Source organism: Merdimmobilis hominis, assembly GCF_016901855.1.
Taxonomy (GTDB): domain Bacteria; phylum Bacillota; class Clostridia; order Oscillospirales; family Ruminococcaceae; genus Paludihabitans.
Genome location: NZ_JACJKY010000007.1, coordinates 18510 through 42789, shown reverse-complemented (window position 1 = coordinate 42789; position 24280 = coordinate 18510). Strand labels below are relative to the sequence as shown.

Genomic DNA, 24280 nt, shown 5'->3' with positions numbered 1-24280 from the left:
TATCCAATGAGTTTACCGCAATTCCCAGCTGATCGCCTGACAGCACAAATCCTCTGTGAACCGAATAATAATCACAGCATCCGCACGGCAGCTGCTCTCCCGGTTTAAAGTAAGCGCCTGCTTTATCCAAGTATCGTTGTGCACGATTGAATGAATTCCATCTGCTCCGTATGTAAGTGTGTAGTATGCATTTTGATGTACGCTGTCTGTGGTGATCGGTTCGTTTTTCCAATCATTTTTCTCTTCAATGTCCGAGGAAATCCGCAGAGAAAGCGTTTTTCGTTCATGCGGCTCCAGTGTGATCTGGCAGGCAATCATACTTCCGCGCAATGTGCGTGTTTTTTGCGACGGATACACCACTCCATCTGCATCTACAACCTGAACGCCTTTTTGATCGAAGTATCCCTCTTCCCAAAAATCATACGGCAGATAGATGACGTCGCTCTTTTTAAACCCATGCGGGTTTAATACGTGATACGTAAATGGCCGTTTTGATGTGAACTCTCCTTCGCCAAGTGTTCTTGAAAGTTTATCGAGCAATTTGCTTGACAGCACGTCTGCATCAATTGCAAGTTTTGCTTTTCTCATATCCAGCTGAGTGACAAGCAGTTTGTACGGATCGGTCAGCGAATTCGAGTGTCCCCAGGTGTGCTCTGCATAGGTAATCAACAGATTTTGCACTTCTTCATGTTCTTTGTCTGTGATGATGGCGCGTTCCGGATCTAATTTGTCGATCAAATCCTCTGTTCTCTGTGCGTTGCGGAATAATTTTGTTTCATTCGGTGTGGAGAGAACGCCGTCCGTCCACCAGTCATTCCAATCGCCGCGGTAAGATGCAAATGCAGCACCGCACGCTTCAAGATGTGCAAAGAACTCACCAAGTGTTGCAGTTGTGATTTCAATTTCGTCACCGTATTTTTGGTTAAACGCCGCAATCAATTCGCAATGTCCATCATCAACCGGGCTGTTATCCGTATACAGTCCCGAACCCATAATGGGCATGAAATCATACTCATATCCATTTGCCACCGTCGCCTCAATCATCTGCGATATGCGTTTATACGCATAATCCGGATCTTTGACCTCGACAAACGGTGCATTTTCCGGCAGCATTCCAGGAATGCCCGGATTTCCGCCCGGTGCAAAGCCCGGAATCAGGCCAAGAATATTTGCTTTATGATATGTAAGGCCGTTCCACACCAAAAGCTTATTGCCTTTCGGCGTTTCCCACCAAAACGGAACAAGCGGTTTTCCAAACGGCGCATTGCCATGATGGGTATTGATATTGGTTTCTAAATATCGGATGCCATGATCGTACAATGCATCAGCATATCCCCATGAAAAACCGTTGATGTCGCACGCCATCGCCACATCAATCGGATTCAGATGATTTTCTTTTGCAAATACCTGCGAATAGTCCAATGAGTGAGATGAATTTTTATAATTGAGAAGTTCCGCCATATGGAAATAGCCGCCGGTCAACTCAAAACATCCGCTGTTGATTGCCTGAATCAGCTCTTTCTTTCCCTGCTCGCCGTATCGTTTCAAATACTGCTCAACTGCCCAAAAACCTTCTGCGGTAAATCTGAATTTCGACCGTTCATCCCGTTTTTCCTGCTTTTCGGAGATACAAGCTTTGACGGCTTGGTTGATAAAATCAGCCTGATAGACTGCCATTTTCTCCTGCCGTTCCGTATATCCGATATCAATATGGCTGTGATAGATCAAAAAGATTTTAAATTTCATGGAAAAAAACTCCTGCGTATAAAACACCACGCTTTATGATGCGCATATCTTAGCACATCATTTTTACAGTGTCAATATGTAAACACATTTTAATTGTATTCTTTTTTAGCCAAAGAAATCGAAACGCAATTCATCCCCGATGTCACCAAGGCAAACATCAAACATATCGGCTTAATAGATGTTTGAATACAGATAATCATCTCGAAACAAGATCTGTCAAGCGCTCATTTTTTCTATAACAAAAACACGGAATCCATAAAAGATTCCGTGTTTTTGTTCAGTGTATCTCTCAATATTCCCGTTCGTACATTCCGATTTTTGTTTTAAACGCAATGACAGAAGCGCCGAGCAATCCTGCAGTATTTTTCAGTTCCGCTTTGACAACGCGAAAATCCGAATAACTCTGCATGACGCGCTTGTAAATTCGTTTATTGATTTCGTTTTCGATATACGGCTCTGCCAGAATACCGCCGCCCAAAATAATGCCGTTCGGATTGAAAATATGCACCAGGGTGACAAGACCGAATACAATCTCATCAATCCAGTCATCAACGATCATACGGATTGCTGTGTTTCCCTTATGCCATTCTTCAAAGATCAGCCGTCCGTTATACAGCGACGGATCAACTTTTCTGGCTTCGCGCACAAGTGCTGTGGTAGACGCATACTGCTCATAACATCCATGCTGTCCGCATCCGCACTGACGGCCGTTTGGATGTGTGATTAAATGTCCAAACTCGCCTGCTAAGCCGTGTGCACCGCCGTAGATCTGCCGATTGATGACAATCGCTCCGCCGACACCGGTACCATACGTAATACAGAGCAGGTCGCGAAGTCCGCGTCCCGCACCATAATGTGTTTCACCTACTGCCGCACAGTTGACGTCATTTTCCACGCAAGTGAGCTTGTGAAACTCCTGTTCAAAAATTTGTTTCACGTTTGTTCCTGTATAATTCGGCACATTCTCATTGGCGTATACAATGATCCCACGCTTCGGGTCAACCTGTCCGGTTGTAGAAATGCCGATACAGTCGAAATCTTCATATCCATGCGCAATTTCCAGTGCCGTTTTCATAACGGCAGGACCACCTTCTTTTGCGTTCGTCGGATGCTCCCGCAGATCGGTGATCTCTCCTTTTTCATTCGCAATGGCAGATTTAATCGCGGTTCCGCCAATATCGATTGCTAAAATCCGCATAAAAAACGCCCCTTCTCCTTTTGATTTTTATTGTCTTCTAATAGTTGTTATTATATCGAATCAATTTAAAAAAATCAATTCCCATACGTTTTTTTCCTTTAGTTATTAAAAAAATGCGGCAGGCAAATTGCCTGCCGCGTTTTTATTTTGAAAGGAAACTAAGAGAGAATAACAATCATTTTACTGCACGTTTACGAATGATGAAGATTGCTCCTGCTGCAAGAACCAATGCCATCGGTACTGCATACGGAATCGAGTCATCTGTATCCGGATTCTCTTTGTCCGGTGTGGTTCCCGGCTCTTCCGGTGTCTCGCCTGCATCCGTCAGAACCAGTCCGTTCAGTGCATTTTCCAGTTTTTCTTCTGCTGCTTTCACTTCTGCTTCCGTTGCTTCTGCATTTGCAAACACAATGCTTGCTTCTGCCATTGCTGCTTTCAGCACGCCATAGCTTGCTGCTGTGTATTTGCTCTCATCCACTTCTGTTGCTTTGTTCAGCAGATCTTCCAAAACAGATTTGTCCGGGATCAAACGCAGATCAAAGATTGCTTTCTGCAAACGGCTGTATGCATCATAGATCTCTTTTGCTGTTGCATCTGCGTCTTCAAACACTGTTTTTGCGTTTTCAAGTGCGCCTGCAAAGTCGGTCTTACTGCTCTCTAAGTATTTCGTCAGATCGATTGCATCCGCTGCTTCGATCAGTGCTTCCAGTGCAGCTTTGTCTACTTTCAGTGTAAGTCCCTCAACTGCTGCTTTCAGTTCATTGTATGCTTTGTCGATTTCTGCCTGCAGTGCATTTTCGTTGTCAAGAACTGCTTCTGCTGCTGCCATTGCAGTATTCACTGCTTCTGCAGTTTTCTCGGTGTAGTACTCAAGCTCCAATGCGTCTGCCAAATCATAGAGTTCTTGCAGTTTATCGTGCGAACCAACGAACGACAGCATCCAGGTTGCTTCAAGCAGTTCGTCATATGCTGCATTGATTTCTGCCTGTGTTGCATCGATATCGCCTGCTACGTTCCGTGCATTTTCCAGCGCTGCTTCAAATGCTTCTTTTACTGCCGGTACGACATCCTCATACTCTGCTTTTTCTTTCTGTGCTTCTGCATAAGTGATCAGTGCGTTCAGGTTTGCATTGTCTCCGCGCTCGACCAGTGCTGCTGCTGTACGCTCGAGCTCTGCTTTTGCTGCGTCAATATCTTCCTGTGCTGCGCCTTCTGCTGCCAGTACTTCTGCTGCTTTGTCCAGTGCTGCTTTGAATGCTGCCCATGTATCAGAGGTGTAATCATCTTCTACACGGTCTTTGTTCTCATCATACACTGCCTGGAGTGCCGATTTGTCTACTTCCGGTGCTTCGACCTGCTGTTCATACAGATAGATCTCGTGAACACGGATTGCACGGTTGCTGTCTGCTACACAGTTATCGTCGATGCGCAGACGGAAATACTGACCTGTAACAGCTTCTGCAAGGTTGCTGTAGTACTCGCCGCGGTTCGGCTCGTCATAAGACGGAACTTTGTCTGCATTCGAGTTATCAACAAACTCTACTTCAACCCAGTTATTATTATCTGCAAGATACGATTTGTCTGCAAGCTGATCTTCTGTTGCATTCGGATCTTTCAGAACTTCAAGTGCAAATTTTGCTGCGTTATCCGGAATATCGTCGCCGTATTCGCCGAGAACAACGCCCCATTTGTCGATTGTAACCGGTTTATTTGTGCGAACCACTGCCCAGCCGGTTTCATCCATTGCACACCATTTTGTCGATTTATCTTCGTCGACGATCATGGTTTTGTGTTCGCTATAGGAACCGTCTGCAGAAGCTTCCACGAAGCTAAGCTGAAGCGGTCCAACATATTTGACTGCCGAAACGGTCATCGATGCAGATTTCTGCGGGTCGCGGACAGATGTTGCAGTAACAGTCAGTTCTGTTGCGGTTTCATCGGATGCAACACTTAAAACGCCGTTTTCATCAATGGTTGTTTCTGCAGATGTATTGCCGGAAACGCTCCATGTGACTGCTTTTTCCGTACCGTTGCTGGTGAAAACTTCTGCAGCAAACTGCGAAGTTCTTCCGTAGTATACTTCTTGCGGTCCGGTTACTGTGACATTTGTCACTTCGATCTCAATAATTTCGTCGCCTTCAAACAGCTCGATTTCTTTACCGCCCCATGTGTCATAGTAGGAATACATTTTATAACCTTCGTCAATTCTCAGACGGAAATAACGGCCGGTAACGAGCTCTGCCAACGGACGGTTGACAATCTGGCTCTGTGCTTCACTGTTGTCGACAAACTCAACTTCTGTCCAGTTTTCATTATTTGCAAGATATTCTTTATCTGCAAGCTGATCCTCTGTTGCGTTCGAATCTTTCAAAACTTCGAGTGCGAATTTTTTGTTTGCATTTGTGCCAGAACCGATGCTGACAAATTTCCAACGGTTGATGGTATAGGTATCGCCCAAGTCGAATGCAACCCAGCCGGAATAACTTCCGTTCCACCAGCTTGCCTCATAACCGGTTTCCTCATCACCGTCGAACATTGCCGAAACATCACTGTCATCGGAAACGCCCAGCACTGTTGCGCCCTGTGCAACGTCACCGATCAGTGTTTCTTTCACGGTTGTGGTCACCGATGCGCTCTGTGCTTCGTTTGCTTTGCGTACAACTGTTACTTTGATAGAGGTTGCACGCTCATCCTGTGCAACAGTCAACACACCGTTTTCGATTGTGGTGCCTTCTGCAAGTTCTGCAACTGCTTCGTCTGCGCTCTCAACGCTCCAGATAAAGTCTTCTGCGTTTCCTGCCTCACCCTTATACGATGCGACATAGTTTGCATCTGTACCGGTGAATACAGGGCCGCTCTCTTCTTTTTCCACAGACACTGCATTTTTAACTGTGTAAGTTGCAGTGAGTGTCAGTGTTTCGGTTGTTTTGCTCTGTGCTTTTACGGTGATCTGATATGCAGTTTCATCACCTGCAACAGTCAGCAAACCGTTTTCGTCAATGGAAGTTTCCTCTGCCACTGTCGAGGAAATACTCCATTCAAAGTTCTCTGCACCCATATCGACGCCGAGTTTTTCAGCGGCAATCTGAAGTGTTTCACCTTTGTATACATCACCTTTTTCCGGATTCAGAATCATTGCCGGGCTAATGGTGATTGTTTTGCTGCCCATAAAGCGGACATCTTCTACAGAAGCTGCCGATACAGTCAGCGATTTTGCTGTTTCATCTTCTGCAATTGTCAGCAAACCGTCATCCGAAATCACAGTATTCGGTGAAGTATTGCCTTTGACAGACCATGTAACGCTGTCGTCGGTGTTATAGTTTTTCACAGTTGCTGTAAACTGTGCCGGTTCGCCGCCAGCCTGGAATACAGTTGCGTCTGTTTCAACAGTGACGGACATCTTACCTTTAATATAAACTTCCTCGGAAACGTTTCCGTTGTAGTCTACAAGCCAGACATATGCACCGTCTGCACTGTCAGGAATCGGCTGGAACATTGCCCAGTCATTGTTGAGCTCGTTATGCGATGCAACACCGCGGGTGTACGAATCTTCTTCGCCGCGTTCGCCGTTTGTGACAACCTGATAATGGAGTTCATGCCATTCACTTGTGCTCGGCTGAATAAAGCGTCCGTCTGTCCACAGTTTTCCGTCATACGGTGCGCAGTATTTATCCGGGAGTGTTCCGTCATATGTCGAGAATCCGCCTGCAGCTGTTTCGATGGTCATGGTGTATTCTGCACCGTTTGCATCTGCGCCGTTCGGAACTGTTACGACTGCGCTGCCATCGCCCGAAGCTGTCCAGGTGCGTGCTTCTGTTTCATAAGAAGTGGTCACAGTGATATTTGCTTCGCCGCCGTCCCATGTAACAGTCAGTTTGCCGTCTTCGCTGTTGTCGACATTGATGTTGCTTGCTGCTTTTGCATAGTCATATGTAACTTCTGCAGCATCACTTTCTGTGCCGTCTGCGCCGACTGCTTTTACTTTAATTGTAACTTCGCCTTCTGCATCATACAGATCTTTTACATAGTAGATATCGTCATAGATACCGCCCATGTACATTTCTTCGCCGTTGATGACAGCATAGACGTTGTACTGTTTGACTTCGCTGTAGTCAGCGATATCCCAAGAAATAACCATTTCATTGGTGTTGCCGTATGCTTTGTCGATGGTCAGACCTGTCGGTGCAGCCGGTTTTTTCGCTTCACCGGAGGTGTATTTCATCTGACCGATGTTCATCTGGTAATCATCCGATGTACCGTTGAACACCAGACCAAATGCTGCGATCTGTTTGCCTGCATATGCAGAGAGATCCACTGTAGATGTTACCCAGCTGTCGCTCTTTGCAGCAGAATCTGCAACGTCAAGTTTCACGATGGTATCGGTATCATCCTCAAAGATTACGCCGAGCTGCATGGTTGCTGCATCGTCCGAAGTCTTTTTGAATGTGATTTCCATCTGGGAATTTTCAGAAACGCTCAGATCGCTCTTATACAAGTGCAGGAAGTTTTCTGCATCCAATGCACCATACACTGCCAGCGAGCTGCCGCCGTTGTATGCGCCGACCAGATCGAATCCGAATTCACCGAATTCGCCGCCGTTGTATGCTTTTTTGTACTGCGAGCCATAGTCAAACTCTGCTTTCAGTTTGGTGCCTTCTGTTTCAAACCACCACTGCCATGTCGGAAGAATATCCTGAATGTTGATGTTCGACCATTCGTGGGTGTTGGAAACTTCACCGTTTACTACATATTCCAAACCGTGACCGGTGTTGAAGTTTGTGTAGAATGTGTCGCCGTTGACAACCGAACGTTCTGCAATATAGTTGGAAACGCCTTTGAAGTTTCTTGCTTCAATTGCAGAAGTACCCTCTGTCAAACCTGCATCCAAAACGCTGTCGCCGTTATTGTTGCCTGTCCACCACAGACGTTCGCGCTCGAATGCCATCCACTGATACTCATCAAGCTCACGTGTAAACAGGTTATAACCGGTTTCTGCATCAACGCCGGCTTTTTGTTCCAAACCAGTCTGCACGAAGTCGGTACCAAGCGATGCGATGGAACCGTTCATGATGCCGCCGGACAGCAAACGCTCAAAGCTGTTGCTCCAACGATTTGCGCCTGCCTCAAAGCCGTTGAATGCGACTTCAAATTTATCAAGGCCATACGGTGCAGTTCCTTCATCACCCGGAACAGAGTGACCGTACTCGATGAATACCGAGTTTGCATACAATGTTGCATCCTCGTAATTGTTTTCTGTTGCAGAAGTCAGCATGTCAGTGTTGAAGCTGCCTGCGTTGTACCACTGAATGTACATGCCGTCTGCGCGCATCTGAGCAAAGAACTCTTTTAACTGCTCTCTTGCCTCATTGCTGTAAGAACGGCCTTCCATGTTGAAGAACCAGCCGTCGAAGCCATAGTATTTTGCCATTTCCGTCAGTTTATCTGCAACCGGATAACGGCCGTTTTCATCTGTATAAAGCATGACCTCAAAGTTCTGGTATGCACGCGGCTGGAACATACAGCCAAGCGACAATACACCGTTTTTATGTGCTGCGTTGGTGTATGCCGGGTTCGGCAGGTTGACAAGACCAAACTCGAAGTAACGGCGTTTCCAAGCGTTTCCGTCTGTTGCGTTACGTTCGTCTTCGATATCGTTCAACTCTTCCGGTGTTCCGACAGACGGCATGCCGTGCCAGGATGCATACTGGTCAACATACTGCCAGAAGTTGAATACATGCGTACTGAATTCGTTGGTGTAAGAATAGCTGTTAAAAAATGCGTTTCCGTAGTCACCTGTCAATGTCAGGTACTGCGGATCTGCCGAAAGAGACGGATTTGCCTGTGTTGCGGCAAATGCCTCGTTACGGTTCTGCAGCGGAACTTCTGCTTTCAAAAGTTCAGCATACGGATCCGTTTCCGGACTCCAGTCCATAATGTCTTCCACACGATAGCCGTGCTGATACGGTTGGTTTTCCCCTTTTGCCGCTTCGCCCACATACGGATATGTGTCGCCGGCATAAACCGTCGTTGTGATTGTCGATGCTGTAATCGCCATTGCCAAAGCAGCAGCAACAATCCGCTTTCCATTCTTTCTTCTTTTCATTGTTTCTCCTCCATAAAACAATTTGTGTTCGAGCACAATCCTATTTTCTTTTTAGCTATACACCTCCTGGGCACATACTTGGTTTTATAACTATACTATTATTTTACCTATTTTATCTTTCAAAACAAGTCAGAAAACCGGACATTATAGTATAAAAAACGGACATTTTCAATACAGAAAATATCCGATTAGGCGTATTTTATTTGTTTTACTAATTTATCACACTTTCAACCTTAAGGTGTCAATACCGCAATTCCGGCGGATTCGTATCGTTCTCGAAATTCCTGCGGCAGCTCTGAATCCGTTACAATCTCTTCTACACGAATCAAGTCACATACTTTCACCAATGATGCACTGTCAAATGCACCGCTTTGACAAAAAACAACTACATGATTTGCAATCTCTGCAAATGTACGCTGAATCTCTGCTTCTCTTAGATCATAAGACGTTACCCCTGAATGGAGAGAAATGCCGCTTGGTGTTAAAAAATAACGATTTACCCGATACTGCCGAATCTGCTCCACGCAGACACCTCCGACAACCGCTTTCTCCTCCCCATATACAGCGCCGCCTGCCAAAATCACTGAAAATTGCGGCTTGTCCATCAATTCACATACAACCGGAATCGAATTCGTTACAACCGTCAGCGAAGTATACTGCGATTTTAACACACGTGCGATCTCAAGGCTCGTGGTTCCTGCATCCAGCGCAATCGAATCCCCTTCTACGACCAATTTGCATACAAGCTGTGCCAATTCTTTTTTATTTTCAGAAAACAGATGTTTTCGTTCCTCAAATTTCGGTTCATATGTTTGGATCTGTTCTAAAACAGCACCGCCATGTACCTTTTTTAAACAGCCCTGCTGCTCCAACACATCCAAATCTCTTCGAATCGTTTCTGCCGATACCGCAAGCTGCTGCGCCAAGTCGCATACTTTCACCACTTGTTCCCGACGAAGCTGTTCCATAATCCTCCAATGTCGTTCTTGTGCCAGCATCTTTTTTCCTCCGTTGCTGTAATTCTTCTGTTTATCAGTATAATCATATAAACAAAAAAATCAATACAATATAAAACAAAAACAAACACAATCGTTCAAAATATCACTTGAATTTTCTCTTTAAGAGGTATATAATCCATCTTATCTTTTAAAATGTTGTTTTTTGTTGTTTTATTTTTGTTTCGGAGGCATATTATGAAGAAGTCATTCAATCAATCACTTTCTGCTTGGCAAAATCGAATCTTGTGGCTTTGCTGGATCGCATATGCGCTTTCTTATCTTTGCCGCACCAATCTCTCCATTGCGCTGCCCACTATGACAGCACAATTTGAATGGAGCACTTCCGCAGCGGGAATGATCGGCAGTGCGTTCTTTTTAAGCTATGCGGTTGGCCACTTAGTAAACGGATTTATGGGAGATCGAATTCCAATCAAACGGTTTCTGCTTCTTGGGTTGATCGGAACTTCATTATGCAACCTGATCATCGGATTCTTTCCAAATTACATCGTCATTTTTATCGTTTGGCTTGTAAACGGTCTGTTTCTGTCAACGTTGTGGGGACCGATTATCCGTGCGATTGCATGCTGGTACCCTTCCAGTGAACGCAATACACCTGCAATCATCATTTCGTTTTCCTCTTTGGCAGGTTATCTGATTTCCTGGGCTGGTCTTGGAGTACTTGTATCTTTGACCGGATGGCAAGCCGCATTCTTTTTTCCGGGAATCCTGACGATCTTGTTTACTTTGTGGTTTGCATTTCGCATGAACGATAATCCCGCTTCTGTGGGATTTTGTGACTATTCTTCTGAAACAGCTGATGCAAAAACTGAAACACCACCGGCAACCGCCTCTATCTCTTTGTGGCAGTTGATCTGCCGGGAGAAACTGCTCTGGTTTTGTGTCGCAGCCATTGCGCAAGGCATTATTAAGGACGGTATTACACTGTGGGAACCGACAATGCTGACTGCAATGTATGATGCACCCACTTCACTGATTTCTATTGTATCTGCCGCCATTCCCATTTTCAGCTTCATCGGTGTTTTGCTGTCCGGAAAATTGATGAATCGTTATATCGGTCATGAAAAAATCCCCGGAATGCTTCTGTTTTTCATCACAGCAATCGCATGTGTTCTCTTTTATCTATTGATGGGCCGCATTTTATGGCTGGATGTTCTCTTTTTCGGGATTATTTCCGCACTTTTATGCGGAATCAATGCACTTCTTCTGACGTTTATTCCGCTGCGTTTATCTTCTTACGGACGTGCCTCAACGGTTGCAGGAATGTTTAACTTCAGTGCTTATTTAGGCGCCGGCTGTTCGGGAATCCTTTCGGGGTTTTTGGCAGATTTATTTGGCTGGAGCAGCAGTATTGTTTTATGGATTTTCCTTTGTGTGATCGGTATTGTTTCTGTTTTCTTGGGATTTGCGCCGTCACACGCAGCTGACACTAAATAAACACCTGCTCGTTTGCTTTATTATGTATTTGTTCTATCGGCAGACATAAACAAAAGCCAGAGGTACAATATAAAAACTTTTCGCGGCATGTTTCCTTTTTCCGGATTATCAGTTATAATGAAAACCGTAAAAGCGATTCCTGCAAAAGGAGAATGACAATGTTTTATTTTATGTCGCTGAAAATTTACCGCAGAACCTTTTTTCAATATTTGATTTCTTTTATTTTTTTGTTTTTGCTGTCAATCTCGTTTGCATTTTTTCTCTTGCTGCAAAACGAAGAACAAAAATATTCCGAACAATCCTCTCTCGCGTTTTCTGAATGTGAGGAAACACTTTCCCGATGTACCGATGCGGTCGATCGATATATGAACCGTATCTATATGAATCCGCAGTTGCTGGAAGATTTTTTTCGCTTCTTCGGAAATGATGTGGAATCTTATTTGACTTCTCATCTATATGAAGCAAATCCGGACAGTATTTCTTTTTCAGAAGATATCAAACAGCTGACCAAGGAAACGGATTTTCTCATTCGTTCGATTGTGTTTTTATCTGAATCATCCGGAAATATTATCACATACTCAAGCACCGGCGCTGCCTCTTATTCTTTTTGTATTCCAATGTCTGAGATTGGCGTTGAACAAGATGATCTTTCTATCGGATATGCCTATAAAAAAGCAATCACAAATCCTGAAAAAATGCAGGAAACACTCGGAACGATCATTTTTGTGATTGATCTGCCGCGTATATTTGAGCAATCCGTCCCTTCATCCATAAAAAATGCTGTCGCCGTGAATGAATCAACCGTTTTTCCGATCATTTCAGACGACAATATTTTTCCAAATGACCCTTCGCTCTATGTTTCCGAAACCGATTTTTCTAAAAGCGGACTGTTGGAACCGATGAAAGTTACCTTTCATGCTTCTTCCGAGCACGGATACATGCTGTATACTGCTGCAAATATGTGGATGCTGTTGTTTGAAAATTGGTTTGCACCGCTGATCACTTTTTTGACGATTTTTTTCCTATGGACGATTGTCTTTTTCATGATTCTTCTTCATCTGAATAAAGATGCCCGTGCTTTTTCTGAAATTCTGCGCTTTATCCACTCCGCTCAAAACGGACAGTTTAAAGAAATTCATCCAAACGGAAAACAGGACGAATACCACACCATTGCAACAGAACTCGATGAAATGGGAAGACGCATCAGCGAATATATCGAACGCGAATATGTGCTGACCCGAAGGCAGCAGCAGGCGCTTCTGCTCGCTATGCAAAACCAAATCAATCCACACTTTTTATACAACACGCTTGAGATCATTCGAAGCCGTGCGCTCCAAAACAATGATATCGAAGTTGCCAACGCACTCCAAAGCTTGGGTTCTCTGTTCCGCGAAATCGTGAAGGGAGATCTGATTATTTCGATCGATCAGGAACTCTCTCTGACTGAAAAATATCTTTCCTTTATGAAATTCCGCTATCATGACCGATTCACCTATGACTTTTTCGTTGATGATGAAGTCCGCAAAATGGAAACCGTAAAGTGCTGGATGCAGCCGATTGTTGAGAATTATTTTAAGCACAGCTTTGATAAAACAAACGAATTTAATTTCCTGTCGATCGAAGGCACGATGGAACAGGAATATGCGGTGATCTGCATTTCACACAACGGATTTCCGGCAGATCCCGAAGTTTTGAAAATTTTAAATCAGGATTTTGCACGCGATGACCTGCAGATTGAATCCGATTCAATCGGTCTTCGGAATATTTGTGTTCGGTTAAAATCATTATACGGCAATGCACTTTCCATGCATATTGAAAATCGCTCGCCGCAAGGATTTCAAATCACGGTAAAAATCCCAAAACAGCTCGCGTAAGGATGTGAAAATATGTTTCGTGTACTGATTGTTGATGATGAACCGGATGTCATCGCAGGACTTCGCCTGCTGATTCCCTGGCAGTCTTTTTTGGTCACACAAATAAAATCGGCGTTAAGTTATGACGAAGCCGTTCAAACAGCACTGACATTTAAACCGCATATCACCATTTCCGATGTCCGAATCGACAAAGAATGGGGATTCGATTTGGCAAAGCAGTTTTCCGATTTAGGTCTGCACTGTTCGTTTGTCATGATCAGCGGATATGATGATTTTGAATATGTACGAAAATCCATGGTGGTCGGCGCCAGAGATTATTTGCTAAAACCGATTGCAGCCGAAGAACTTGAACGTGTACTGTACCAAATCATCACCGAGGAATATGATACACCGCTTAAGCTGCAGGCAAACAACGAACACGATGACGAATCCATCGATCCTGTGACAAAAAAATCGTATTCAAGTTACACAAACTTAACCAACAAAGTCATTCAGGTCATCCACCGTGATTTCGGACAGCCCTTATCATTAAAATTGTTTTCCAAACAGTTTATGGTGAGCGAACGTCATCTCGGACGTGTGTTTTCACAGGACACCGGTCTTAAGTTTTCGGAATATTTATTCGTGTTCCGACTTGAGAAAGCTAAAAGCATCCTGCTGTCGACAGATTATAAAATTTCAGATATCGCTGCACTCGTAGGATATCCGCACCCCAATTATTTTCATCAACATTTCCGAAGCTATTTTAATCTTTCTCCGACCGAACTGCGTTCTTCATATCAGTCAAAGGAGGAAGCTCCATGAAATTTCGTTTTATTTTGTGGTGTGTGACAATCTGTTTACTGCTGACCTCGTGCTCAAATGTCAACAGCATCGAATCCCAGGATGACTCGGTTCCCACACTGATCTATTATACAATCGGCACACCGGACAAAGATCTTGCTCTGGTCAATCAAAAGCTCAATGAGATTTTAATTCCCAATTATCACTTTGCAATTGAATACCATAAAATTCCGTTTGATGATTATGGCAATCAGCTCAACACATTGATTGGCAGCGGAAAATTTGATATTGCTTTTACAGCGGGAAAAACGCAGGGTGACTATTTAGGAAATGCCAAAAATGGCACCTGGCTTTCACTCGATTCTTATCTGGAAGATCAGTACACCACTTTATATAATGCCGTTGATCCGCTTTTATGGAAAGGCGTTCGTGTCAATAAACAGATTTACGGTGTTCCCACAAACAAAGAACTGGCTGTACCGGAATGGTTTGTTTTTTCATCGGAACTCGTGGAAAAATATGAGATTCCCGTTGAATCATGCACAGACTTTTCCTCTTTGCAGCCGTACTTGTATTTGATCAAAGAACATGAGCCTGACTGCACCCCGTTTTTGCTGGATTCATTTTCCCACAACTTTTTCGCACTCAACGGATATGATTATTTAATCGGAACAGAACTCCCGCTCATGTTTCAGTTTTCAGAAGATCATCCAAATGTCGTGAATATCCTGGAAACAGAAGAGGGAATGGAAACATTGCAGACCATCCGCCGCTGGTATGTAGATGGTCTAATCAATGTCGATGCTGCATTGCGTGATCCAAACGATATTGATGAAACCACGCATCTTTTTTGTACAATGTCCTCAGGCGGACCGCTGTCTGAACGCATCTGGGAAGAATCGTTTCACATGCCTGTACAGGCTGTATGTGTTTCTGAGCCGATCGCAACAACCAACTCCGCAGTAGGCGGTATTATGGCTGTGCGTGCACGAACCAGATATCCGGAGGAATGCCTGAAATTCTTAGAGCTTGTCAATACCGATCCTGTCATTCGCAATCTGCTAAACTATGGTGTTGAGGGAATTCATTACGAAAAAACAGAAGATAATCAAGTGCGCAAGCTCACCAATACATACTCCGGCATTCAATATACGCAAGGAAACTGGTTCATTTTGGACACACTCGAAGGTGAACCTCTCAACAAATGGGATACTTTCGCTGAATTTAATAAAAACTGCACTGCCTCCTCGCTGCTTGGATTCTCTCCTGATCTCTCCTCATTAAAATCAGAGATTGAAGCCGTTTCCGAAATATGGATGCGCTATTTCCCCGCCATTATGACCGGAAGCATTGATCCTGACGAGCATGTGCCGCTTTTAATCGAACAACTCAAAGCAAACGGTATCGATACAATTCAAGCACAGCTGCAGCAGCAGATTGATGAATGGCTTTCGATACAATAAACATCTGAATATATTAAGCGGAACCGACTGCATTGCAGTCGGTTCCTTTGTTTGAATGCAGTATCTCGTTTTTCCGTTGGGAAACTTTCTGCTTTTTTTGCATATGATGTACAAACACACTCAATCTGAGGAGGGTACTCATGCATTACAATGGGGAATATCGTGAAATCGCATTGGCACATCACATGATCGAAACAGGCGATACCGTGCGAGGTACTGCAAAACACTTTGGAATCAGCAAAAGTACGGTACATATAGAAGTTATAAAATAGAACGTTTTATTTGGATAATAGGTTAAGGAAACTAAGAAAGAACAAACCACGAGAGAATTAAAAGAACGTATACATTTTTGAAAACGGCAATCATGAACGCACTAAAGCAAATTCCGATAATATGACTAATAAATATCCGTCGGTATATCTGGCGATTTTTCATATGCGGGTATACCCCGCTGTTACTAGCGGCCATTGCAGGTTTATACGGTCTGACATCTGCAAAAAATTATTACTTGCTGCCATTAAAAAAGTCTTCATACTCTCTAAACGTCAGTTGAGCTTGTAACTTATCCTCCTCCAACTGATTCTGAAGGTATTCTGCCATCTTTTTTGTATTCTTGCCCACTGTGTCTACATAATATCCTCTGCACCAAAATGATCGATTTCCATGCCTGTATTTTAAATTCGCATGCCGCTCATGTATGATCAAGCTACTTTTTCCCTTTAAAAACCCCATGAAACTTGACACACTCATTTTCAGCGGTATTTCTACCAACATATATATGATCAACACATACTTCTGCTTTGATTATATTCACTCCTTTCCATGTGTATAACTCTCTTAATATTTTTCCGATCTCTGCTCGTTTTTCTCTATAGAATATTTTCCTTCTGTATTTCGGCGCAAACTCAATACTATCCTCAATCACACTGAGGTGTATCATTTCGCCAAAGGCAAATTGATACTGCATTTACGGTATGATTTTGAGAATAGTGATAACTGTGATACCGTAGGTAAGACTTTAAGATATTACCGATTACATAGAAGGTATTCTACCCGTGAACTTGCCGAAAAGGTCGGCGTTGTTCCTGCCACAATTACCCTTTACGAAAATGACAAGCATCCCATAAAGTATAAAACCGCTGTTTTACTCGCCGAAGCGCTTGGTATTGACCGCAAGCTATTGTTTGACGAGTATACTTCCTTTGTGGATTATCCGTGCGATATGCTTCTGCGAGAGATGCGGAAACGGTTATCACTCAATCAATCACAAATGGCGCAGGAAATCGGTGTTGCTCAAAGTGCTTATTCTGCTTGGGAACGAGCCGCCCGAACACCACGCAGGCAGGAATATGAAAAGATAGTTCCACTTATTAAAAAAGCCAATATCCATAGATAAAGAGCAATCCGAGAAGAACCGTAAAAGTTTTTCTCGGATTTCTTTCTTTCAATCGGTACATTCGACCATAATGCCTTCTGCGAGTACAATTAAGGCAGAAGCTCAAAGGAGGTCGCAATATGCGGGGCAAAAAGTATTACATAGCACTTGATGATTCTGAACGCAACTTGCTAATCAACTGTCTGAATGACTTAAGGAACAGCCTTATCTCGGAGGACAGATACACAGACGCGGTTGACGGGGTGCTGCTTAAAATCATCAATGCACCAATCAGGAAGTTCAAAGTAATTTGCAAGGGGGAATAAGACCCATGAAGAAATCATTATTCGAACAAATAGGCGGTACATACACACAGCAAGGAGATTATATTTTGCCTAATCTCATATTGTCTGCCGAAGAAGGAAAACAATACATCGGCTTATGGGGACAGCGGCACGCACGGTATTTGAAACAGCACAACAGAATTCTGTATTATAACCTGCTGACAAGCGGGAAGCTGAACGCTCATCTTACCGAAATCGACCGGCAGGCAGAGGAAATGTTTTCCCGGCTGGTAAAACAGATGGCAGAGCGTGAGGGCGTAACGGAGCAGCTAAAGGCGGAAAATCAAATGGAATGGGCTCGACGGATGAACAATATTCGTAATGCCGCTATAGAGTATGTAAACAATAAAATTATTTGTCTCTAAATAAAACCACGGACAGCGCTGTAGCATGAAAAGCTTAGTACTGTCCGTTTTCTTGTATTTTCTTAATCCAGATCAGACCAATGGATCAGTTCCCAATAAAATGGGATCTTTTCATCTTCCGTCAAAGTCTTATCCTGAATTAAGGCTTTTCGAATGCTTTCTTGATAGGAACGGTATGTATTTTCATTCCATTTACTCCAGCCTGAATTTGGCCATTTTATATTATATTGATTATGAAAATTTTTAATCACTTTAAAGTCAATTGGCATGTCCATAACTTCAATTAACTTTTGAGAAAATAAACACTGATATTCTTCAACATCGTAAACATATAGATATTTCAAAAGCATATTCAGCCATTTTTGTGATTGTCCATAATAAAATAAATAAGGCTTATAGCAATCAATAAGTTTATTGCAAGATTCTTTGTGCCACGATTGAAATGAACATTGACTGATAGCTTTCATGTTTTTCAGATTTTCAATGCATTCCTTTAGAACTCTTGTTGCTTCCGATTTAAGATTACTTCGAAGCTCGCTGCCGACATCTATGCGGAGTGTTCTACGTGCCATATCTGCGTAGGCTTTATCAGATGCAAACTTAAAATTTACATTTCCAATTAAAAACCTGTCGGCATATTTATTAATCTGAATTGTTGTTTTTTCCATTAATGTGCATATCCTTTCTTTTGCCTTTTATGAAGCCCTTTAAAAATTATAAAAACTCATCAAACAATTCCGGATAATTTTTCCACATATCTGTTTGCGTAAAATAACTGTCACTAAACAGTTCCGTGACAAACTGTATCTCGCCGGTCTCCATATTCTTCTTGTAATAATAATATTTATTAGCGCAGTCAGGACAATTACAATCAACACATATTAAAACCATATTCGATTTTTCAGCTACCACTGTTGCAGAAGCATAGTATTGTGATGTTTCCGAGTGCGTTTTTTTGAATTGTGAAAGAACCGAAGCTTCTATAAAATTTGAGTTTAAATCTCTTTCAACCCAACTGAAATTCTCTCCAATTAAGGCTTGAGATGTAATACCGATCATACTGTTACTGTCAATACCTGCATTTGCTTCACTTTCATTGAAAGTAAAAAACACGCAGTACTCAGGTGACCCAGATTCAAAGTCTGACATCAATATAAAATCCTGTACATTTGGAGCGTATAAAATTTTGTTTTCATCATATACATGAGGAGTTCCACCGATTTCCTGAGGGCAGACAAGTTCAGCCGGAGCAATAACACCGACAATATAAAAATCATCCAATGGATATTTTTCCATATCATTATAAGACTTTGCAGAAGATAAATCAAAATCTGCTAACAAGAGTTTAATATCAGTGTTTTCAATGTAATAATTGGCAAAATGATTATTGATTCCGCCACCAGCGGTCATGTTTTTATCAAACGCCACCTGATATCCAGTCCGATTCAAGTCGCTTAGAGAAGTTTGATTTGTCATCCATTGTATGAGCGTTTCGGCGGTAATGCTTTGTTCCATAGGCCGATCGGAACGCTGCGACAACATAAATGTCAGATCCAGATTGCCAATGAACAATGATTCGCTTTCAGATTTTAATATTGTTGTTATGTGGATACCATCATTATTTAGCGTGACGGTCATTTCACCGGTGTTATTTTCCGAATCGGTGAAAGATGCTGTAATAATGTTGTTGTTTAGCACAGATGATTCCTCTGTACGCACTTTTTGTCCATTTATTGTTTTTTCAAGAATAAGATCGGCTGTTGTTGAGCTTTGAATATTGATGTAAAAAGAAACACTTTTATCCTCCGAAAGATAATAACCATCGTATCTGTTATAAATTTCGTCCAACAGGTTTGTACTGTTTCTAAAGTCCGGAATGGTTGCAAACAAATCAGCCGCTCCTAAATAGTCGCCAGATTCCATCAGCGTCTGTGCGTTGTCATAAATTTCCTGCGAGGTTAATACAGGTTCTGATTCCGGCTCATCCACTGGTGATTCCCGAAAAAGCACCAGAACAGCACCTGCAGCAATACCTATAATTAAAAAGAGAGAAAGAGAAATTGCCACAATCTTTTTTCTTTTTCCAGTGCGTTGATGTAGTTCTTCGAGATGAATTTCCTTTTCTCTGCCGAGAAGCCTTAAAATCCCGTTGAGCAGATCGGCTTCTGCGCCTATTGTATTATAGTTCAGCGCCTGTACTCGATTCAGTTCGGGTGGCAGGCCTTCGGGACGGATATCTGTGTAAACCGGAATGACGGTCTTTTTGCTAAAATACTCTTTATACTCTGATATCAAATGCTCAAAATGAGCAGTAGAAGCGCCCACAATAAGGACGATTTTTGCATGATAAATCGCCTGATAGTTGACTGCCTGTAAATCGTCGCCAGCCAAGTAGGGGACGGATTTGCGCTCATAGAATGTATGTATTTTTTTGCTTTCCAGCTTTTGATACAATTCATCCGCTATGATACTGTCTTTGGTACGTCTGCCCTGAGCATCGCTTTCCGTATAGCAGATATACACTTCCGTGTTTTCAAAGCCGTAATCAAAATGATAGGTGTTTTTACAGTTTTCACATACACCCATACCGTTTTGAAAAATCAGTTCCCCGCCGCAATTTTTACATTTCATATCAATTCAACCTCGCAAGCCATTCATCATATACTATAGACTTTCCACTTTCTGACCATTCACTGATGGATAAGTCATAATAATTTAATGTGCAGGAGTACACTATTCCTGAACGGGTGATTACATTACCAATGATGTTATTGATAGAAATAATGTCATGTAGCGCAATATTTTTGCTTCCCAATTCAGCGATATCTCCATTTTGATATAAAAGAATGGGGGAAGATGCGCTAAATGATACATCACAAATATTGTCTGCATCCATTTCAGTAAACGTTCCATCTTGATATATTTGCAGTTTTCCATCTTTAGTCAGAGCAATAATCTCTATTGGATTTGGATCATACGAAGTGATATTAAAAGCTAAAGTTCTCACATTACTAAATCGTGCAACAATTTCCTGTAGTTTTTCAGTAGTAAATGTACTGAACGTAATACTACTATTTGAACTTTGTTTTCCAGTGTTATTATCATTATAAACCGCACATAAACTACCATCTGATTTTATCCCGATGATAGCTCCAGTTCCATCAGAATAGGCTCTGCCATTCGGATAACATAATTTAAAATCAACAATATCTGTCCATTCAGATATGCCTTTGATCCATTCGTCATTCCACACTTCATCAGAACCTGTATTACCATAGAACATCTTACCGTCTGAACGAAGAGCGATGTTAGTATTTTCTAATTGTCTTGAGATTTTCACAATATCATGCCATTCCGAATCATCAGACAGTTGATTGTTTTCTTTTGCATTGCTGACATATCCGTCCTCGTGCAATGCATATAACTTATCCGCAGAAGGTGTTATAGAAATAATCCTTCCATGATTCTCAATGGAAAGATCAGAATGTGCTGAACCGCTAGTTCCGTCCACCGTTCCATTTTCGTTTATGATATAATAGCTGGTCGAATATTCGTCAAAATCATCCGTCGCAACCGTTGCCAGACTTTTCCGCCATGAAAGTTCCGCCTGTTCTTTCTGCTCGGCAGCATCCCCATAATCGCCGAGGGCTTCAAATGCCCATGTTGCCTCAGCATAATCTCCGTCGTAATAAAGCTGCATCGCCGCATCGTACCCCGGCTGGATCGCGCACTTTTCCACCATTTCCGCCGAATCCTTATAATCGCCCAGTCCCGAAAAAGCTGCTGACGCACCTTCATAATCGGCATTTTCAAACATTGCAATAGCCGTCGTGTATTGTTCTTCCAGTCGTTGTGCTTTTATATAATTCGGCAACACTATGGCCGCAACGATTGCGGCTGTTACACATACCACCGCTGCGGTAATTCCTGCCGTTTTTTTAGCTTTTTTACGCCTTGCCGCTTTCATAATGGGCAGGGGGATCAGCTTTTTAATACCACGGAGCAATTCTTGCTCAAAACCGTCAACTTTCATATCATAGGATGAAAGCAGTGCAAATTCATCCGGCAGGTCTGCTTTGGACATATCAAAGTAGAGCGGAATCAGTGCTTTGCCTATGTTGTTTTGGCGCAGCGTTAAAAAACGACTCCACTCATTTCTTACCCACGGGGATTCAATGTTTTCTTTCGAGGAGCAGACAGTCAGCATCACCTTGCTGGAATAGAGCGCAGCATAAATATAGGGTTCATATTCTGTTCCGATCTTATTCTCCAAAGTGATTCGGGAGAAGAACACCTTATATCCGCTTTCGGTCAATTCTTCGTAAAGCTTTTGAGCGGTAATGCTGTCTTTCGTGCGGTTTCCTTCACTGTCGGTTTCTTTATAGGAAATAAAAACATCAAAGGGTTTTTCCTTTTTTGAAACGGTAAGAATGCCTTTTTGAATATGATTGATCGTTTCGGCGTTTTCACGATAAAACTCCATCTGCTCCGCATCTGAATATTTCAGTGCATTCTGGTAATTTTTATCGTTTAAAACAGATTCGTAATGAGTGCGGTTGCAGGTGGGGATATATTTTTCCGTTTTCGGATCCTTTACAAAAGTCACGCCGTACTTGCACAGAACAAGATCCCAATATATTTCGGCATCCTGCGGGTTAATTGCCAGAAGCTGATTAAACACAGCCTCCGCTTTATCGTATTCCCCATTTTGCAGATAGTGATGCCCGCTTTCATAAAGCCGCTTGGAACTATTGTCTGAAAACTGCGGCAGCACCTGCTTTGTTCCGCAGTATTCGCAGACTGCAATGCCGGTAGCTCTGTCTACGCTGACATCGCCTCCGCATATTTTACATTTAAAAACTTGCATTATCTTTTCTCCCTATTCTTATCCCCGATTGTTCTTGTCTATTGAAAAATCTTTATTTCAAATTAATCCAAATACAAGGACGCACGCCCTTGGCACGGACAACAGTTTCGCCGTCCTCAACAATTTCGCCGGAAGCTGTTACATACACAGCGTTTACATCGGACTTTGTGCGAAGCCACCAATCTTTTTCGCTGGAGAGGACTGATTCGTCCTCCAAATCTTCCGCTTCTTCCTGACTGAGCAGATAGACCTTGCAGTCAGCGCCGCCAACGTTTGTCGTCAAAATATCGGCCAATTGGTCTTCAGAAAATGAACCGATAAATTCATTATTAAGCCAGTTGCAAAGGGAACTTTCCTGCCATGTGACATCTTTTATTTCGTCGTTATACGGCAGCTCACAGATTGCTTCCTGCGCTATCAGCAGCATTCTGTCATCTTCCGTTTGCAGAACACGCCATGCGATCGGCTGGTTTTGGTAAGTACCGTAATAAACAGCGCCATCAGTCGCAAGACGGTTTTGAATCTGCTCAATTTTCTGTTTACAGTCTTTGTAATCTCCAAGTTCAGTGTAGAGCTTCATGGCCTCAAGATAGTTCTGGCTTTCAAAATAATCTTCGGCTTGTATGTATTTGTTTTCAGTCACCGTCTGCTTTACAGACTCAATCATCTCCTTACTGTCCTTGTAAGTACCCAAGCTTTCAAAAGCCTGAATTGCCTCATCATATTTCCCTTCTTCATATAGCTTCTGGGCATCTAAATACTGCTGTTCGGTAATCGCCGTTTTGCACGCCTCAATCATTTCGTTGCTGTCGCTATATCCATTCAGGCTTTCAAACACTACCCTTGCTTCTGTGTACTGCTCGTTTTCATACAACGACATCGCGGTCTTGTAGGTATTGTTTGGAACAATAACAAAGCAGATAACTAACGCCACGGTTGCCAGCGCTCCCAAAACGCCAACAGTCACAGCAACGTACTTTACACCGGAAGAGTCCTCGGCTTTTTTCTCTTCCTTCACATTTTTCAGCATCCGGCATTTCTGGTTTCGCTCTTTTAACAGGTCGCTGATACCTTCGATATCCGCCATTGCTTTCTCTTTATCTGAAACATCTGCCTTTAAAAGAATGACTTTTGCTTCGATTTGCTTTTCCAGTTCGCTAAGCATGGAATGGCTCATAGGATCGCTAAATTTAATATCTTCCGATAAAGTATGGATTTTTTGAGTGACCTCTTCATCGTCTGTTTTGACAGACGACAGAAGAAGCTGCATATTATTGATAAAATACACTTTTTCCGCAATGTGCGCTTCCTGCTTTTCGATGGATTCGCCGGCGGCTTTTGAAGCCAAAAGGATAATAATAAAAAATCCTGCCAAACAACCGTTGATAATCAGCGCCGGCACATAGGGAAACACCGGACTAAAAATCTGCCAAAGGCCAACGATTGTTTGCAGGATCAGATAAATCCATGCAGTGGAAATCAGCGGAAGGCGCAAAAAGGTCCTTTTTTTATCTTCCGAATCAAAAAGAAACAGCATAACTGCCGCAAATAAAACGACAGCCAAAGTCACAAAACTGTAACCCAGCCAAAACGTTATGCCGCGCCCCGTCGGCAGAAGAAAAACAAGCACATTAAATAAAGCCAGTAAAATCAAAGCCGCTGCTACGGATATCCCTTTTTTTCTGTTAAAACTCATTGTCATACTCTCC

15 protein-coding genes and 1 pseudogene are annotated in these 24280 nt (G+C 42.8%); 7 read left to right on the top strand and 9 right to left on the bottom strand.

Annotated elements, in window-relative coordinates; all coding sequences use genetic code 11:
• Window positions 1-12: 12 nt before the first annotated feature.
• From H6A12_RS05730 to H6A12_RS05715, 4 genes are all read right to left on the bottom strand, one after another.
• Window positions 13-1746, bottom strand: coding sequence for a hypothetical protein (locus H6A12_RS05730; protein ID WP_204445755.1), 1734 nt, complete (start codon window positions 1744-1746; stop codon window positions 13-15).
• 289 nt (window positions 1747-2035) lie between these two features.
• Entirely contained in the window at window positions 2036-2944 is a 909-nt protein-coding gene (locus H6A12_RS05725; RefSeq protein ID WP_204445753.1) for an ROK family protein, read from the bottom strand.
• A 175-nt stretch (window positions 2945-3119) separates the two neighbouring features.
• Window positions 3120-9047 (bottom strand): endo-beta-N-acetylglucosaminidase, encoded by a 5928-nt coding sequence (locus H6A12_RS05720; RefSeq protein WP_204445751.1) that lies wholly within the window; start codon window positions 9045-9047, stop codon window positions 3120-3122.
• A gap of 233 nt (window positions 9048-9280) precedes the next feature.
• Window positions 9281-10045, bottom strand: coding sequence for a DeoR/GlpR family DNA-binding transcription regulator (locus H6A12_RS05715; protein WP_204445748.1), 765 nt, complete (start codon window positions 10043-10045; stop codon window positions 9281-9283).
• A 195-nt stretch (window positions 10046-10240) separates the two neighbouring features.
• Between H6A12_RS05715 and H6A12_RS05710 the strand changes: the two genes are divergently transcribed.
• From H6A12_RS05710 to H6A12_RS05690, 5 genes are all read left to right on the top strand, one after another.
• Window positions 10241-11500, top strand: a complete 1260-nt coding sequence (locus tag H6A12_RS05710) for an MFS transporter (protein ID WP_204445746.1) — start codon at window positions 10241-10243, stop codon at window positions 11498-11500.
• Between the two features lie 158 nt (window positions 11501-11658).
• Window positions 11659-13374 carry a sensor histidine kinase gene (locus tag H6A12_RS05705; protein WP_204445744.1) on the top strand — a complete coding sequence of 572 codons (1716 nt, stop codon included), beginning with the start codon at window positions 11659-11661 and terminating at the stop codon, window positions 13372-13374.
• 12 nt (window positions 13375-13386) lie between these two features.
• Window positions 13387-14178 carry a response regulator transcription factor gene (locus H6A12_RS05700; protein WP_204445742.1) on the top strand — a complete coding sequence of 264 codons (792 nt, stop codon included), beginning with the start codon at window positions 13387-13389 and terminating at the stop codon, window positions 14176-14178.
• The gene (locus H6A12_RS05695; protein ID WP_204445740.1) at window positions 14175-15620 is read left to right on the top strand and encodes an ABC transporter substrate-binding protein; all 1446 of its coding nucleotides are present in this window, start codon (window positions 14175-14177) and stop codon (window positions 15618-15620) included. Before H6A12_RS05700 ends, H6A12_RS05695 begins: the two co-directional genes overlap by 4 nt.
• Window positions 15621-15760: 140 nt before the next feature.
• Window positions 15761-15892: a sporulation transcriptional regulator SpoIIID gene (locus H6A12_RS05690; protein WP_204445738.1), complete on the top strand. Its 132-nt coding sequence runs from the start codon at window positions 15761-15763 to the stop codon at window positions 15890-15892.
• Between the two features lie 232 nt (window positions 15893-16124).
• On the opposite strand, the pseudogene tnpA reads toward H6A12_RS05690, so the two are convergent.
• A pseudogene (gene tnpA, locus H6A12_RS05685) lies at window positions 16125-16560 on the bottom strand (IS200/IS605 family transposase).
• Window positions 16561-16575: 15 nt separating this feature from the next.
• On the opposite strand from tnpA, the gene H6A12_RS05680 reads away from it, so the two are divergent.
• Window positions 16576-17016: a helix-turn-helix transcriptional regulator gene (locus tag H6A12_RS05680; protein ID WP_204445735.1), complete on the top strand. Its 441-nt coding sequence runs from the start codon at window positions 16576-16578 to the stop codon at window positions 17014-17016.
• A 310-nt stretch (window positions 17017-17326) separates the two neighbouring features.
• Window positions 17327-17704, top strand: coding sequence for a TnpV protein (locus H6A12_RS05675; protein ID WP_204445733.1), 378 nt, complete (start codon window positions 17327-17329; stop codon window positions 17702-17704).
• 62 nt (window positions 17705-17766) lie between these two features.
• Here H6A12_RS05675 and H6A12_RS05670 read toward each other — a convergent pair whose 3' ends face one another.
• Genes H6A12_RS05670 through H6A12_RS05655 form a run of 4 tightly spaced genes read right to left on the bottom strand, consistent with a single transcriptional unit; the run spans window position 17767 to window position 24267 of the window.
• Entirely contained in the window at window positions 17767-18372 is a 606-nt protein-coding gene (locus H6A12_RS05670) for a hypothetical protein (RefSeq protein ID WP_204445731.1), read from the bottom strand.
• Between the two features lie 46 nt (window positions 18373-18418).
• Window positions 18419-20335: a TIR domain-containing protein gene (locus H6A12_RS05665; protein WP_204445729.1), complete on the bottom strand. Its 1917-nt coding sequence runs from the start codon at window positions 20333-20335 to the stop codon at window positions 18419-18421.
• Window position 20336: 1 nt separating this feature from the next.
• Window positions 20337-22571: a TIR domain-containing protein gene (locus tag H6A12_RS05660; protein WP_204445727.1), complete on the bottom strand. Its 2235-nt coding sequence runs from the start codon at window positions 22569-22571 to the stop codon at window positions 20337-20339.
• A 52-nt stretch (window positions 22572-22623) separates the two neighbouring features.
• Window positions 22624-24267 carry a DUF6273 domain-containing protein gene (locus tag H6A12_RS05655; RefSeq protein ID WP_204445725.1) on the bottom strand — a complete coding sequence of 548 codons (1644 nt, stop codon included), beginning with the start codon at window positions 24265-24267 and terminating at the stop codon, window positions 22624-22626.
• Window positions 24268-24280 lie beyond the last annotated feature (13 nt).

Excerpts from the sequence above, each read along its gene's own strand:
- H6A12_RS05655 (WP_204445725.1), bottom strand. The coding sequence starts at position 24,267 with ATGAGTTTTAACAGAAAAAAAGGGATATCCGTAGCAGCGGCTTTGATT.
- H6A12_RS05675 (WP_204445733.1), top strand. The coding sequence starts at position 17,327 with ATGAAGAAATCATTATTCGAACAAATAGGCGGTACATACACACAGCAA.
- H6A12_RS05670 (WP_204445731.1), bottom strand. The coding sequence starts at position 18,372 with ATGGAAAAAACAACAATTCAGATTAATAAATATGCCGACAGGTTTTTA.
- H6A12_RS05700 (WP_204445742.1), top strand. The coding sequence starts at position 13,387 with ATGTTTCGTGTACTGATTGTTGATGATGAACCGGATGTCATCGCAGGA.
- H6A12_RS05695 (WP_204445740.1), top strand. The coding sequence starts at position 14,175 with ATGAAATTTCGTTTTATTTTGTGGTGTGTGACAATCTGTTTACTGCTG.
- H6A12_RS05705 (WP_204445744.1), top strand. The coding sequence starts at position 11,659 with ATGTTTTATTTTATGTCGCTGAAAATTTACCGCAGAACCTTTTTTCAA.
- H6A12_RS05720 (WP_204445751.1), bottom strand. The coding sequence starts at position 9,047 with ATGAAAAGAAGAAAGAATGGAAAGCGGATTGTTGCTGCTGCTTTGGCA.
- H6A12_RS05690 (WP_204445738.1), top strand. The coding sequence starts at position 15,761 with ATGCATTACAATGGGGAATATCGTGAAATCGCATTGGCACATCACATG.
- H6A12_RS05730 (WP_204445755.1), bottom strand. The coding sequence starts at position 1,746 with ATGAAATTTAAAATCTTTTTGATCTATCACAGCCATATTGATATCGGA.
- H6A12_RS05725 (WP_204445753.1), bottom strand. The coding sequence starts at position 2,944 with ATGCGGATTTTAGCAATCGATATTGGCGGAACCGCGATTAAATCTGCC.
- H6A12_RS05715 (WP_204445748.1), bottom strand. The coding sequence starts at position 10,045 with ATGCTGGCACAAGAACGACATTGGAGGATTATGGAACAGCTTCGTCGG.
- H6A12_RS05710 (WP_204445746.1), top strand. The coding sequence starts at position 10,241 with ATGAAGAAGTCATTCAATCAATCACTTTCTGCTTGGCAAAATCGAATC.
- H6A12_RS05665 (WP_204445729.1), bottom strand. The coding sequence starts at position 20,335 with ATGAAATGTAAAAATTGCGGCGGGGAACTGATTTTTCAAAACGGTATG.
- H6A12_RS05660 (WP_204445727.1), bottom strand. The coding sequence starts at position 22,571 with ATGCAAGTTTTTAAATGTAAAATATGCGGAGGCGATGTCAGCGTAGAC.